The sequence below is a fragment of the Huaxiibacter chinensis genome (genome assembly GCF_022171985.1).
Lineage (GTDB): Bacteria > Pseudomonadota > Gammaproteobacteria > Enterobacterales > Enterobacteriaceae > Enterobacter > Enterobacter chinensis_A.
This window is the reverse complement of record NZ_JAJVHF010000002.1, coordinates 262,589-277,004: the sequence shown is the minus strand read 5'-3', so window position 1 is coordinate 277,004 and position 14,416 is coordinate 262,589. Positions and strand designations below refer to the sequence as shown.

Here is a 14,416-nt window from a genome sequence, read left to right as displayed (position 1 = left end):
ACAATTTAGACTCCGCTCAGCCCTACGCGGGTAATCTGGACGATCATTTCCACAATCTTTTTCGCCTGATCCATTCCGCCACCTACTGCCTTACATTCTTTAAACATCATCGGTAGAAGCTTCTTGCGAATATCAGCCTCGATATTTTGCGGATTGATCGAGTTCTCAACCACTGAGATATCAACAGCCTGATCTACTTCAAAAGCAAGCTTCACCCACTTATCGATAACCTGAGAATCGGTAATGGCAAAAACCTCCGGCAGTACTTTTTTGTACACGCCGAAGTAAGCCTGTGCATGGTGATTACCAGCAAATACGTCGGGTATTTCGTTCAGCCGCCGTTCCTGTACTTGCTCCTCAAACTCACGAAATAGCATGTACTGCTTGAGAGGGTGATCAAACAGTTTTTCCGCCTCTTCAATAGCCAGACGCAGTAACTTCGAGAAGGCTTCCTGAGCATAAGGATCATCACGTAAATCCTGCTCAATCATGCGGGTTACGCGGGTTTTGATAATATCCGTTTCGTTGCGAGTTTTATCCTCGCTCCACTCTTCGGGCCGTTGTCCCATTTTGCTGACTTCATACACTCCATCAGGCTCGCGGACTTCTACGCCAACAACGTGTTTATCCAGCAGCTTTTTAACCTGTTCAGTGTACTGATCATAATCTACTGTCTCACCAGCATCCTGCTTCACCAGCTGGCGCAAGCTGGTAAATTGCCTCAGCGTCTCTTTGTAGTGCTGGCGATCATCTTCGCTGAAACTCTTATCCTCAAAGAAGGTAGCTGACTGCAACGCCACTTTCAGGCAGCTGGCAAACTGCGTGAGTGCCTCATAAAAGTCCTCACGGACTTTAAGATGCACATCAACCATTTCGCCATGCTTTTCTTCCGTGCGCGGCACCAGCACCTGACGGAGCTGCTCAATATCGTTTTTGTTTTTTACACCTGCGAAAATCGCCCACAGATTTTTATACAGCTGGGGAAGGCGCTTGTACTCCGTACTCATCTGGCCGTACAGCCCCACCAGATCGTCAATATCAAACCCGCCCTGCGTGCGTGATGCCAACTTTTGGTAATCCTCAATGGTGGTATCCAACTCTTTGAGGATGCCCCGATAATCGATTAACAGACCAAATTTTTTCTTAGGATGAAGGCGGTTAACACGGGCTATGGCCTGAATCAGGTTATGCCCCTTAAGAGGCTTATCGATGTAAAGCACGGCGTTTTTGGGTTCATCAAATCCGGTAAGTAACTTATCGACCACAATAAGTAGCTTCAGCGAATCATCTTTATCAAAACGCTCAATGACATTGCGCGTGTAAACCTGCTCATCCTGAGAGCCGACATTATCTTTCCACCATTTGGTCACATCAGGGATACCAGATTCATCCACCTCGGTATTCCCTTCACGCGTGTCAGGAGAACTAATGACCACTGCAGACTCAAACAGTCCGGCTTCATCAAGATACTTTTTGTATTTTATCGCTGCAGCTTTACTGTCACAGGCGAGCTGCCCCTTCAAGCCATCGTCGATGTTTTTGACAAAATGGTTGGCGATATCCAGTGCAATAAGGTGGATGCGATCGTCAGCGTTATACACCTGCCCTTTATTAGCAAACTTACGCTTCAAGTCGGCTTTTTGTTTATCCGTTAACCCCTCGGTGATACGGTCAAACCAACTATCTATAGCTCGTTCATTAACATTCAGCTCGGGCGGCCTCTCTTCGTAGAGAAGCGGAGTGACGGTCTTGTCCTCTACCGCACGCTGCATGGTGTAAGCATGAACGATGGGACCAAATTTATTAGTGGTCTTATCATCTTTCAGCAACGGCGTACCGGTGAAAGCAACAAAGGCCGCGTTGGGTAGAGCCAGCTTCATGCGTTGATGACTCTCACCGCCATGACTACGGTGGCCTTCATCGATCAACACAATGATATCGGGGCTGGTATTCACGCACTCGGGCAGGCGGGTGGCAGTGTTAAATTTCTGAATCAACGAGAAGAGAATGCGCTCAGTACCCTTGCCAATCTGTTCGGCTAAACGTCTGCCAGAGGTGGCAATGGCATCGGCTTTATCCCTTTTACCGGCCAGCTCCCCGGTTGAGATAAAGGTGCGACTGAGCTGGTTTTCCAAATCGACGCGATCGGTTACGACGATGATGCGGCACTGCTTGAGAGTTTCACTCAGAATCAGCGCCTTGCTGAGGAAAACCATCGTCAGCGACTTACCTGAACCCGTGGTATGCCAGATAACCCCACCGTTGCGGCTACCATCAGGGTTCTTCGTTTCGATACGCTGTAGCAGTCGTTTGATACTGAACACCTGTTGATATCGGGCAATGACCTTACCGGCTCTCTTATCAAACAATGTGAAGAGGCGAGCCATATCCAGCATGCGCTCGGGTAACAGAAGGCTTATAAGCAACTGATCCTGACCCGTTAAAGCTAGCTCGCCCACTGCGATCAGGTTCTGATACCATTCCAGGCATGCAACCGGGCGGTGACTGAAGATTGAATCCATCTGCTGCGCGTTAAGTTTGCGGTTTTTTATGGTAAGCATCTCCAGATCGGAGATATCTTCTTCCCGCCATGTCGCCCAAAACTTGGCTGGTGTTCCGCAAGTCCCGTAACGCCCATCATGACCGTTTATCGAGAGTAAGACCTGGCTATAGGCAAACAGTCGCGGAATTTCATCATGACGCTGGTTTCGCAGGCTTTGTGAGATCCCCTCATCAATAGTCGGTCCTTTTTTAGCATTGCCGTCCGGACGCTTAGCCTCAATGACTACCAATGGAATACCATTCACAAAGCAGACAATATCTGGCCTGCGCACCTCAATGCCGTTAGCGCGTGTCACGCTGAACTCTTCGGTGAAAACAAAGCTGTTGTTCTTCGGGTTGTTCCAGTCGATCAACGAGATAGTTGGGTTCGCCCGTTTGCCATCGATAAACTCCGTCACTGAGATGCCGTACAAAAGGTGGTTGTACAAGTGCTCATTGGCAGTAATCAGACCCTGATTTAATGCGGGACTGTTAACTTCGGCAATTAGGCTATCAATCGCTTTGTCGGAAATGACATGCTCTTTACCGGCAAAGATAAACGTTCTCTTGGCTAACTGTTCACGCAAAATCTGGTTTAAGACCACCTGATCTGCCTTGCCTGCTCGCGCAGACATGGCTTGCTGAGGTGAAATATATGTCCAGCCTAAATTGCTCAAGAGAGCCAGTGCCGGGAGTTTGGCGCTGTACTCTTCCTGGAATTTTGGCGCGATCTGCATGCTCATGATGTTCCCTTATCTTTATCGGCTTTCCAGTGCAGTAGCTCGGTAATATCCTTTTCACCCTCAGCCTCTTTTAACAAACGCCGCTGCTCTGCAAATCTTGCATATTCACCCTGAGCTTTTTCATCTGCCATTCTCTTACTGATAGCCCCAGCGCCCTGTAGCACATTGCGGTCGTTGAACTGCAGGAATTGATCCAGCTTCTCCTGCCAGTCCTGCAAAAAAACCTGCTGACGGCGCAGCGCCTGATCTTCGGCATAGTCCAGCCACATATTCACTACACGGTTCAGCTCACTGACCTCTTTTTGGGTCAGGTAATTCTTAGCAACCGTGACATCGCCTTTTCGCACGTCATTGCCTTTATAGCTGGTGAGCCCCATATGAGGCAGGCTGGCATCTGCCCGCTGGTGGATTAGCTCAGCGGCTGTACGCCCAGTGCAGGCAAAGTGCAGTTTGTTCTGGATGGTTTGAAAGAAGAGGGTGGTCTCTTTCAGCGTCGGCTGATAATCAGTAGCCAGCGCGAAAATCTCCCGCACACGCAGATAGACGCGCCGCTCGCTGGCACGAATATCTCGGATACGTTCCAGCATCTCGTCAAAGTAGTCAGGCACCACAGAAGAGCCAACGGGCGGATTCTTCAGCCGCTCGTCATCCATCACAAACCCTTTAATCAGATATTCCTGTAGGGTTTGCGTGGCCCACTGGCGGAACTGAGTCCCCCGAACTGAGCGAACACGATAGCCTACGGCTAATATAGCTTCTAGGTTATAGTGTTCTATCTCTCTGGAAACCTGACGTTTACCTTCCTGGCGAACTATCCGGAATTTCCGGATAGTTGAATTTTGACCAAGTTCGCCTTCCGAAAAGATGTTGATCAGATGCTCGTTGATGGTACGAACATCCTTACCATATAGCTCAGCCATGGTTGCTTGAGTAAGCCAAAGCGTATCTGACTGAAAGCGACACTCAACGCGTGCGCGACCATCCTCGCTTTGAAACAGCAGGAATTCACCTGCTGGAGGTTGAGGTAAGTGTTTATCAATCATGCGGTCTCCACCTTTACCCGGCGTTTACCGGTAAGCAGTTGCTGCATCAGGGCTTTTTTTTCTTGTTTTAGATGGTTGAGTTTTTGCTGTTGTAATTCAATTTCTTGGTCCGCATTAGAAAGAATTAAAGCGATTTTTTTTTGTTCAGCTAATGTTGGCAAATGCAACTTCATCTTTTGAAACATAGGTAAACGTAGAGATTTTACCGTAGACCCTACCGCTTGTGACAAAAAGTGTGCCCTGAAGTAGTGAATAGCATAGAAAAGATATTTTCCATCACAGGTTGGAAAATCCATAATTGCGTATGTTCGTTGGTGAAGATCAAATTTACCAAAGAAATATTTTGGGATGAAATCCTGACCTTCACCAGGAACGATGATAGCTTCACCATCGAACAAATATCTGTCACTAGAGCGTATATCTTCTGAGCGATCGAAAAATGTATATTTCCCACTCAACTGAGAATCTTGCCGGTTAGAACTACCAGTTGTGATTTTTGCTATATCGCCTAAGTAAACCTCTTTCCAACCCTTACTAAACTCTGGAACATACCTCTTACCAGTTAACAACTGCTGCATTAGTGATTTTTTCTGTTTCTGGCTATTGGAAAGCAGTTTCTCAGTAGTTGCAATCGCCTTATCCCAGACGGATAAGACTTGAATAATTCTCTTTTGCTCATCTATTTTTGGTAGAGGGATCACTATATCATTAAGAATTTTCTGGCTAAGATTCGATATATTTGTGCCCCCTCCATTTTTTGATATTTGCTGTTTCATAAATGAAGAGCGAGCTACCGCAGCAATGTACTCCGGTATTACTAGCTCCTGTTTTGCTCTTCCTCTTATCGTGAACCCAGAAAAAGACAATCTTTCGGAAATACATGGAAAATAAAGACACCTACCAATTAATTCCTTATTTCCATTTGACCTCACGAATAATAGATCGCCATTAGCCAGCAATTCTTCATCTCGAATTTTGTTAGCTATTCTCACGACATCCAAGTGTTCCGTAGAATGTAGTTCGTTTAAGTCTTTAAAATTAGCCACGCCGACAATTTTAATAGCCTCGCCTGTATCATTTTTAGTGAAGTTCAAACCATTTTTGAACTGCATGACATTTCCTAATAAGGTTTTCGTCCATCCTTCAGGCACCATAACCTAATTCCTCCAGATATTTCGCCATCTGCACTTCCAGTTCAGCTAATTGCGACTGTAGTTGCTTGCGCTCATTACGGGTAGCCATTAGATCAATTTCTTCTTCTTCTTCAGAGGTATCCACATAGCGGGGGATATTCAGATTGTAGTCGTTGTCGCGGATCTCTTGCAGGCTGGCTAGATAAGCATATTTTTCTACGTTATCGCCATTGCAGTAGGTTTTAACGATTTGGTCAATATTTTCCGGACTAAGCTGGTTTTGATTTTTTCCCGACTTAAAATCACGGCTGGCATCGATGAATAACACGTTATCGTCAACTTTACTCTTTTTAAAGATCAGGATTGCTGCAGGTATGCCTGTACCAAAAAACAGCTTTTCTGGCAAACCAATCACCGCATCAAGAAGATTTTCATCAATTAACTTCTGGCGGATTTTCCCTTCGCTAGAACCACGGAACAGCACACCATGAGGAACCACGACGCCCATACGTCCGGTTTTCGGCTTCATGGTTTCGATCATATGAAGGATAAACGCAAAGTCACCCTTGGTTTTAGGCGGAAGCCCACGGCGGAATCGACCGTAATGATCGTCAGCCACATCATCAATCCCCCATTTCTCCAATGAGAAAGGTGGGTTAGCTGTGACCACATCAAACAGCATCAGATTGGCATTTTTATCGAGTAGCTTGGGATTGCGGATCGTATCACCCCACTCGATTTTATGGTTATCCTCGCCGTGCAGAAACATGTTCATTTTAGCCAGAGACCAGGTTGAACCAATCGCTTCCTGCCCGTAAAGCTCATAGTTCTTGCTATGGTGCTGTTGAGCCACCCACTTACCACATTTCATCAAAAGAGAAGCGGAGCCACAGGTTGGGTCACAAATAGATTCACCAGGTTGCGGATCAAGCAACGCAGCCAGCAGGTCAGACACCTCAGGTGGTGTATAGTACTCGCCGGCTTTCTGACCGCTATTAGCAGCAAACTTGCCAATCAAATATTCGTAAGCATTACCAATGACATCCAGGCCACCAACACGGCTTGGTTTCAAGTTCAGCTCTGGATGAGTAAAATCTTCAAGCAGTTGCTTTAAAATCAGATTCTTTTGTTTCTCATCGCCAAGTTTATTGGTATTAAATGAAATTTCTTGGAACACGCTCTTGCTACCATCTTTCAGCTTGGTGCCGTTAGCTTCTTCAATTGCGTGCAGAGCTACATCGATACGTTCACCGTTACCCGCCTCACTTCGACGCTTATAGAGAGCATAAAAGCTAGCATCTTTAGGTAGAACAAAGCGTTCATTCTTCATCATCTCTTCAATTAGCTCTGGTTCATCGCCATACTGGGCTTTGTAGCCATCATAGTGATCCTGCCAAACATCCGAGATGTACTTCAGAAACAGCATAGTAAGAATAAAATCTTTGTAGGTATCAGGGCTGATGGTGCCACGGAAAGTGTCACATACGCCCCATAGCACGCGATTGATACGGTCCTGATCGATCATATTGCTCATAACAAATTAATCCTTAAGTAATTTTTGTAAAATACCAAGTTCAAGCTGATGGCGATTTTTCTGTAACTTATTGATAAGTTCATCTTCTTTCTGCCATACACGCTGGAGATCGATAAGCTGTAATTGGGTTTCAAGAGGCGGAACAGGGATAGCGACATCCAGCAGCGCTGATTTCGTTATTAACTGAATATTGGTGCCACTCCGATGAAACCATTGCTGAATCATCGGATGGTTTAACAGCCAGCAAAGGTATTCGGGGACAATCTCACGCTCTTGTCTTCTGAGGCTAACAATCAGGAACTGGCTGGTAGCAACCACAGGAACCTCGCCACGATAGACAACTGCCAGATTACGATTCCCCCTGGCCGCAACAATAATCTCCCCCTGTTCAAGAAATGGGGGAGCGATGCGTTGTTCCCATAAGACAGTAGGTAGTGCGTTATGATTGAACTGCCAGTCCTGATCAAGGTCTTTAATCTGTAACAGACGCACATCCCCTTCAGGGTCAGGCGTGATTGCTCCCCTTAGAGTGTGGCCTGAACGGATGCCTGCAATTTGACCTAACTTTTTTAAAGATGTTGGCATACGGGCCCCTGATTTATTGCACCATCCCTGGCGCATCTATTCTTAAGCGTGGCGATTATAAGTTGTTTTTAAGCCATTGAGATATCTTGTCGGAAAGCCCATACCATGCACCGTCTCCCCGCAAACCAGTGACGAGTAAACCATCATCGTTATCCATAGCGGTTTTGAGATAATCGCGAACTTGAGTTGCCGTTTGCTCGGTGACAATAATCCAGGTTGATTCCAGAGGATGACACCAGGTCCCATAAGACTTGATGCGTTCAATGAGCGAGGCATAATCTTTCTGCTTTCGCAGATCGTAAGAAATTTGATAAGCTGACATAGATTTGATCTCCTAATTTAGACGTTTGGGTTTGAGTCAACGCGACAGATTGCAGTCTGTCGCACCTCACCACTCTAATCTGTAGCTTATGTACAGAGTTAAAAGTGATTTGGTGAAGCTATGATTGAGCAAAAAGATCAGAATGTAAACTAAAAAATAATGCAGTAGCGGACCTACAGAGATGCATGTTCGTAAATTAGGTGCAAAAAAACAAACTTCTTACGACACAAGCGATTGATTTTAAATCAATAAAAAATAATCGAGCATGAATGAAACATGCGCAAATATTTTTATAACTTGCGCACTTTTATGCATTTTTGTTAAATGAGCTGTGTAAATCATTCAACATTAACGCAAGATTATCCCATACACGTGCATCATCTCCCGTCTTCCCTCCAGATAGGCCGCATATTTATACATGCCACAAATGGCTTTCCGTTTGGTGGATACCAAATCGTTCTCGTTTGCTAAATTTACTTAGTCCTCAACTTAGCAAAGTCAAACGGGCTAATTGATTTTTCTCGATTAATATCCAGATAATCAGCCCACCACTGCAACATCAGTCTCCTCTCTCCCAGATGCTCCGCCTTATGGATGTAAGCCGCCCGCACAGAGTTACGTTCCTGGTGACTCATCTGCCGCTCCACTGCATCCCTCGACCACAATCCTGACTCAATCAGAGAACTACACGCCATCGTCCTGAAACCATGCCCACACACTTCCGTTTTCGTGTCATAACCCATCACTCTCAGCGCCTTGTTCACCGTGTTCTCACTCATAGGCTTACGTGGATCGTGATCACCCACAAAAATCAGCTCTCGATTCCCACTCATGCTTTTGATCTTCTCCAAAATGGCTAAAGCTTGCCGCGACAAAGGCACAAGATGAGGTGTCCGCATCTTCGAACCACGCTGAGAATGCTTGACTCCTTCCAGTGGTTCGCGCTCGCCTGGAATCGTCCACATGGCCGTTTCAAAGTCTACTTCTGACCAACGGGCAAAACGCAGCTCACTTGAACGGATGAAGACCAACAAAGTGAGTTCAACAGCCAGTCGGGTTAACGGTCTGCCAGAGTAGTGATCGATGCGGTGAAGTAATTCAGGTATGCGATTGAGTTCCAGAGCGGCACGATGCTGTCTTTTCGCCGTAGCAACCGCACCGGCAATTTCTTGAGCGGGGTTGTAGTCGATTAATCCGCTCTGAACGGCAAAGCGCATAATCGCGGTAGTACGCTGTTGTAAACGGGCGGCGACTTCAAGGCGTCCGGATGACTCGACGGCTTTGATGGGTACAAGCAGATCCCGTGTCTTCAATTCAGCAATGTTCCGCTTACCGATGGCAGCAAAGAGATTATCTTCGAGGCTTTTCAATACACGAGCGCTATGTGATGCAGACCACTTCTGATTGCTGGCGTGCCAGTCTCTGGCAACCACTTCAAATGTTATCGCCTCTTGCTCCTGCTCTACCTGAACGGCTTTCTTGTTCTCACTAGGATCTACACCGTTAGCTAGATGCTTACGGGCTTCATCACGCCGTGCCCGGGCATCAGCCAATGACACTTCAGGGTATTTCCCCAACGCCAGCATCTTCTCTTTACCGCCAAAGCGATAGCGTAGCCGCCAGTATTTTGAGCCGTTAGGATGAACCAGCAAAACCATGCCGTCACCATCGGTAAGCTTATAGGCTTTTTCTTCAGGCTTGGCCGTACGAACCTTCACATCACTCAGAGCCATGATGAGTATCCTTTCAAGGGTTCTGTGTGGGTACAAACATTATCGAACCGGGATATACCCGCAGTTGTACCCGCATCAGTAAGTTGATGTAGATTGAATCAGGTTGACTTAGGTTGAGTGAAAAAGCGAGGAAAGCCTTGCGGATACTGGATTTCAGGCACAAAAAAAGACGTCCGTTGACGTCTATTCATGTTCCGATGGTGCCGAAGGCCGGACTCGAACCGGCACGTATTTCTACGGTTGATTTTGAATCAACTGCGTCTACCGATTTCGCCACTTCGGCACTGAAGGGGATGATGCGGAAACGTTGTGGATTATACCTGTCACGCGCTGCCATGCAAGCGGCAGCGCGTTAAACCTGTGCTAAGTGTCGAAAAAATCAGCGTAAGGGTTAATCCAGCTCGGAAACGGCCAGGCGGATGACGCCGGCGGCCTTCTGTTCCGGCAGTTTCAGCACCTTCGCCCACATCGCCTGCACCATATCGCACGACAGCTTCTCTTTCCCGATGGCTTTCTCCGGCATCTGCAATAGCTGGATGTCCTCGCCGTACTGGCTGGCCAGTTCCTGCATAACAGGACGCACGTCGGCGATCGCCGTTTGCCGCTCTTCGGGGGTGACGGTGTGGCGATTTTTACCGTAGGCGGCGCGCATCATGTCGGCGTCGGCCTTCATACGGCGCTGCATCATCGCTTTATCCAGCACGCGCATCGGGTTTACGCCGCCCTTCACGGCCGGATACAGGAAGCGGAAACAGGCATCGTCGCTCACCTTCTGGATGGCGGCGGTCTGTTCCATATTGACGCGCATATAATCCACCACGTAGGCGTCGGGTGAATGTTGCAGACGCGACATCTGCAGGTTGAGGATCTGAGGCTGGATGACGTCGATAATGTGCTGTTCAGGTTCGCCCGCCTTTTGCATCGCGAGGATCTGCTCGCGGATGCGCTTTTGCAGCGCGGGCTCTTGCTCTTTGATCACCTGCCAGGCAGGCATCGAATTCAGCGTGGTATCAAGCTGTTGTTCGGGGGTATTGAGCTGGCGCTGCCGGTCGTAATAGACCCAAAACGCCACGACGGCGGCCAGTACGGCAACAATGACTATCGGTTTCCAGGCTCTCTTCATCGTCTCGCATCCTTATCCTTTCGCTATGCCGGTTACACCGGTACGCCACTGTGAAAGCGGAATTCATCGTCCGGTGTTGAAATAAGTGTGGCTTCAATTTCACCAAAAAGCTTTATGCGCGGTGAGATATCGTTATCGCTCACCTGTTGGGCAAGCGTCAGATAGTCCTGATAATGCCGCGCTTCCGAGCGCAGTAACGACAGATAGAACTTCTGTAGATCATCATCCAGGTGCGGCGCCAGGGCGGCAAACCGCTCGCAGGAGCGCGCTTCGATGTAGGCGCCACAGATAAGCTTATCAATGAGCGTCAGCGGTTCATGCGTGCGGACTTCTTTCAGCATGCCTTTGGCGTAGCGGCTGGCGGTGATTTTTACATAAGGGATGTGGCGCGCCTGCATCGCCTCGCGCACCTGCCAGAAATGGTGCAGTTCCTCTTTAATCAGCAGCACCATGCTGTCGATCAGCTGCCGCCCCCACGGATCGTCGGTGCCGGGCATGGCACTCTTCGCGATCTGCTTTTGCAGGGCGATGAAGTCAGGCTCCGGGCCGTCGCGGAAGGTGAAAGCTTCGTAAGGTTTTAACAACGCCAGCAGCGCGTCGGCCCCGTGTGGATCGGCGGCGTATTTACGCACCAGCAATAGCGCGGTCTGTGCGGCTTTGAGTTCGCACACCATGTGGTCGGTCAGTAATAGCGGCAGGTTGGCCGGATCGCGGGCTTTATCAATCCAGGCTTGCGGGGTCGGGCACTGAAGGAACTGACGAACGGGGGCAAGTATCTGCGGGTAATCCATTTTACACCTTAAAGAAACGGCAGCCGGAGCTGCCGTCAGCCATCCTTAGTGACGCACACCGTCGTCGTCTTCATCGACGAGATCGTCATCTTCGTCGTCACCCTCTTCGCCGTTAGGATCTTCGAAGTAGGTGCCCCAGCCGTCGTATTCCACTTCGAACTTCTCGGCCAGGTTCATCAGCTGTTCAACCTGGGCGTCAATCAGTTCCGCTTTCAGCGCGCCTTCGCTCAGAATGTCACAGCAGATGACGGTCTCGCCCTCTTCCACTTCCAGCTCTTCTGGCTCGGTGACTTCGTAACCCATTTTGAAGGCTTCTACCGCCATTTTCTCCAGCGACTCAAAATCGTCAGCAGAGAAATGGTGCTCGATGGTGTACAGCGCGTCAGGATCGCTGCCGTCTTCCAGCAGTTCTTCAATAATCAGACGCGTCTCTTCGCGTTGCTCTTCGAGCAGTTCTGGGTTTGCCATGGCTCGTTCCTCTTTAAAGTTCGGCAGATACTTCTATTTTCACACACGGATGTGTTTGCCTCCACCTAATGTAAGAAAGAATTGTGAAACAGGGTTGCAAATGAATATTCATACATATAAAGTGAATTTTAATTCAATAAGTGGCCTTTGCCATGTGAGGATAAAATGTCTGAACTGTATAAAAAACACTTTCTGAAATTGCTCGATTTTACACCAGCACAGCTTCACGGTTTGTTATCTCTCGCCGCTCAGCTCAAAGCCGATAAGAAAAAGGGCAAAGAGGAACAAAAGCTTACGGGTAAAAATATCGCGCTCATCTTCGAAAAAGACTCGACTCGTACACGTTGCTCTTTCGAAGTTGCCGCATATGACCAGGGCGCACGCGTCACGTATTTAGGGCCGAGCGGCAGCCAGATTGGGCATAAAGAATCAATTAAAGATACCGCGCGCGTGCTGGGGCGGATGTATGACGGGATTCAGTACCGTGGTCACGGGCAGGAAGTGGTTGAAACCCTGGCCGAATACGCAGGCGTGCCGGTGTGGAACGGCCTGACTAACGAGTTCCATCCCACGCAGCTTCTGGCGGACCTGCTGACCATGCAGGAGCATCTGCCGGGCAAAGCGTTGAACGAGATGACGCTGGTCTATGCGGGCGATGCGCGCAATAACATGGGCAACTCGATGCTGGAGGCAGCGGCACTGGTGGGGCTGGACCTGCGTCTGGTGGCGCCTAAAGCCTGCTGGCCGGAAGAGAGCCTGGTCGCGGAGTGCAGCGCGCTGGCGTTGCAGAACGGCGGCAAAATTACCCTAATCGAGGATGTCGCGGCGGGCGTGAAAGGCGCTGATTTTATCTATACCGACGTCTGGGTGTCGATGGGTGAGCCGAAGGCGATCTGGGCGGAGCGTATTGCGCTGTTGCGTGGTTATCAGGTCAACAGCGAAATGATGGCGCTGACCGGTAACCCGAACGTGAAGTTCCTGCACTGTCTGCCGGCGTTCCATGACGATCAGACGACGCTGGGCAAGCAGATGGCGAAAGAGTTCGATCTGCACGGCGGGATGGAAGTGACGGACGAGGTGTTTGAATCGGCGGCAAGCATCGTGTTTGACCAGGCGGAAAACCGTATGCACACGATTAAAGCGGTGATGGTGGCGACGCTGGGGGAGTGATCCTCTGCGGTCTGATGCCCTCACCCCGGCCCTCTCCCACGGGGAGAGGGAGAAAATCTGCGGGCTGATGCCCTCACCCCGGTTCTCTCCCACGGGGAGAGGGAGAAAATCTGCGGTCTGGTGCCCTCACACCGGTTCTCTCCCACGGGCAGAGGGAGAAAACCTGCGGGCTGGTGCTCTCAACCCGGCGCTCACCCACGGGGAGAGGGAGAAAACCTGCGGGCTGGTGCTCTCAACCCGGCGCTCACCCACAGGGAAAGGGAGATAAACCAGCGGGCTGATGCCCTCACCCCGGCCCTCTCCCACGGGGAGAGGGAGAAAACCCTGCGGGCTGATGCTCTCACCACGCCCCTTTCCCACGGGGAGAGGGAGATAATCCTGCGGGCTGGTTCCCTCACTCACAGGGAGAGGGAACCAGAACTTTACCTCCATGGATGAGGGGAGCTACAACTTTTACTTCCATGGGGCTGGGAGCGTCGACTTTTACTCCCGGAGGTGAGGGGAATTTTCCCCCTCTCCCACGGGGAGAGGGCTGGGGTGAGGGGCTCAGCCTACCAGCATTTTCACCACTACCTTACGCACCTGGGCTGGCGCTCCTACCGCGCACAGCGGCTTATGCACTTCGCCCGGGTAGAACACCACAAAATCGCCTTCGCTTAAGACGACGGTTTTTTCCTGCTCCCCTTCCGGCAAAAACGCAATGTCTTTATCCGCCAGCCAGTCTGTGTCCGGCGTGCCGTGCGGCAGGGTGCTGAAGGTCATCCCTTCCTGCCCTTTTAACACGATCTGGATATCCAGATAACGGGCATGGTACTCCGCGCGACGCTCAGCAAACGGCTGGGTCATATCGTCAGAGACCAGATAGAAGAGATTGTTGCCGTCAATGTCATGCTTGCCCAGCGGGGTCGCATCGGTCACGTGCGTTTTAACGTGCTCAATCGCCTGGCGCAGCGCTTCCGGCAGCCAGACCTGTAAGTTATGGATGTTGCCAACGATCATTTTTAAATCCTCAATATAAAACGATGTTTCATTTTTATCTTTTATACGAGAATTTTCACTGCCATACCACCCCTTTCTGCTTCAACCTTGCGGCAGCGCATGTTTATCGGGATATGTGTTAAAACACTGTTAAACCTGTTCCGGCAAGTATGCAGTCATTATGCATAAACCCTGTTTCAGCAGATTTAGCCGCTCCGCTAACCACCTGAATATTATATAAAAAATTAATTA

Annotated in this window: 13 protein-coding genes and 1 tRNA gene; 2 read left to right on the top strand and 12 right to left on the bottom strand. The window is 49.3% G+C overall.

Annotated elements, in window-relative coordinates; genetic code table 11:
• Positions 1 to 5: 5 nt before the first annotated feature.
• From LZP96_RS07150 to rraB, 11 genes are all read right to left on the bottom strand, one after another.
• Positions 6 to 3,284: a type I restriction endonuclease subunit R gene (locus tag LZP96_RS07150; RefSeq protein WP_258925786.1), complete on the bottom strand. Its 3,279-nt coding sequence runs from the start codon at positions 3,282 to 3,284 to the stop codon at positions 6 to 8.
• Positions 3,281 to 4,327 carry a virulence RhuM family protein gene (locus LZP96_RS07145; RefSeq protein WP_258925784.1) on the bottom strand — a complete coding sequence of 349 codons (1,047 nt, stop codon included), beginning with the start codon at positions 4,325 to 4,327 and terminating at the stop codon, positions 3,281 to 3,283. The genes LZP96_RS07150 and LZP96_RS07145 overlap by 4 nt, the downstream gene beginning before the upstream one ends.
• Positions 4,324 to 5,481, bottom strand: a complete 1,158-nt coding sequence (locus tag LZP96_RS07140) for a restriction endonuclease subunit S (RefSeq protein ID WP_258925782.1) — start codon at positions 5,479 to 5,481, stop codon at positions 4,324 to 4,326. Before LZP96_RS07140 ends, LZP96_RS07145 begins: the two co-directional genes overlap by 4 nt.
• Complete coding sequence (locus tag LZP96_RS07135; protein WP_258925781.1) at positions 5,471 to 6,994, bottom strand: type I restriction-modification system subunit M; 1,524 nt, start codon at positions 6,992 to 6,994, stop codon at positions 5,471 to 5,473. The genes LZP96_RS07140 and LZP96_RS07135 overlap by 11 nt, the downstream gene beginning before the upstream one ends.
• Before the next feature lie 6 nt (positions 6,995 to 7,000).
• Positions 7,001 to 7,579 (bottom strand): restriction endonuclease subunit S, encoded by a 579-nt coding sequence (locus LZP96_RS07130; protein ID WP_258925780.1) that lies wholly within the window; start codon positions 7,577 to 7,579, stop codon positions 7,001 to 7,003.
• Positions 7,580 to 7,634: 55 nt separating this feature from the next.
• Positions 7,635 to 7,901, bottom strand: a complete 267-nt coding sequence (locus LZP96_RS07125) for a hypothetical protein (protein ID WP_258925778.1) — start codon at positions 7,899 to 7,901, stop codon at positions 7,635 to 7,637.
• Between the two features lie 473 nt (positions 7,902 to 8,374).
• Positions 8,375 to 9,634, bottom strand: coding sequence for a tyrosine-type recombinase/integrase (locus tag LZP96_RS07120; RefSeq protein WP_258925777.1), 1,260 nt, complete (start codon positions 9,632 to 9,634; stop codon positions 8,375 to 8,377).
• 198 nt (positions 9,635 to 9,832) lie between these two features.
• A tRNA-Leu gene (locus LZP96_RS07115) sits at positions 9,833 to 9,917 on the bottom strand.
• A gap of 108 nt (positions 9,918 to 10,025) precedes the next feature.
• Entirely contained in the window at positions 10,026 to 10,757 is a 732-nt protein-coding gene (locus LZP96_RS07110) for a hypothetical protein (protein WP_064324639.1), read from the bottom strand.
• A gap of 32 nt (positions 10,758 to 10,789) precedes the next feature.
• Positions 10,790 to 11,548 carry a tRNA isopentenyl-2-thiomethyl-A-37 hydroxylase MiaE gene (miaE, locus tag LZP96_RS07105; RefSeq protein WP_064324638.1) on the bottom strand — a complete coding sequence of 253 codons (759 nt, stop codon included), beginning with the start codon at positions 11,546 to 11,548 and terminating at the stop codon, positions 10,790 to 10,792.
• A 45-nt stretch (positions 11,549 to 11,593) separates the two neighbouring features.
• On the bottom strand, positions 11,594 to 12,016 hold the full coding sequence (gene rraB / locus LZP96_RS07100) for a ribonuclease E inhibitor RraB (protein WP_064324637.1): 423 nt from the start codon (positions 12,014 to 12,016) through the stop codon (positions 11,594 to 11,596).
• Here rraB and argL point away from each other — a divergent pair.
• Both argL and argF read left to right on the top strand, forming a co-directional pair.
• Entirely contained in the window at positions 11,916 to 12,212 is a 297-nt protein-coding gene (argL, locus tag LZP96_RS24190; RefSeq protein ID WP_374230089.1) for a putative translational regulatory protein ArgL, read from the top strand. The genes rraB and argL overlap by 101 nt on opposite strands.
• The gene (gene argF, locus LZP96_RS07090; RefSeq protein ID WP_064324636.1) at positions 12,182 to 13,186 is read left to right on the top strand and encodes an ornithine carbamoyltransferase; all 1,005 of its coding nucleotides are present in this window, start codon (positions 12,182 to 12,184) and stop codon (positions 13,184 to 13,186) included. The genes argL and argF overlap by 31 nt, the downstream gene beginning before the upstream one ends.
• 546 nt (positions 13,187 to 13,732) lie before the next feature.
• On the opposite strand, the gene LZP96_RS07085 is transcribed toward argF, so the two are convergent.
• Entirely contained in the window at positions 13,733 to 14,185 is a 453-nt protein-coding gene (locus tag LZP96_RS07085) for a YhcH/YjgK/YiaL family protein (protein ID WP_064324634.1), read from the bottom strand.
• Positions 14,186 to 14,416: the final 231 nt, after the last annotated feature.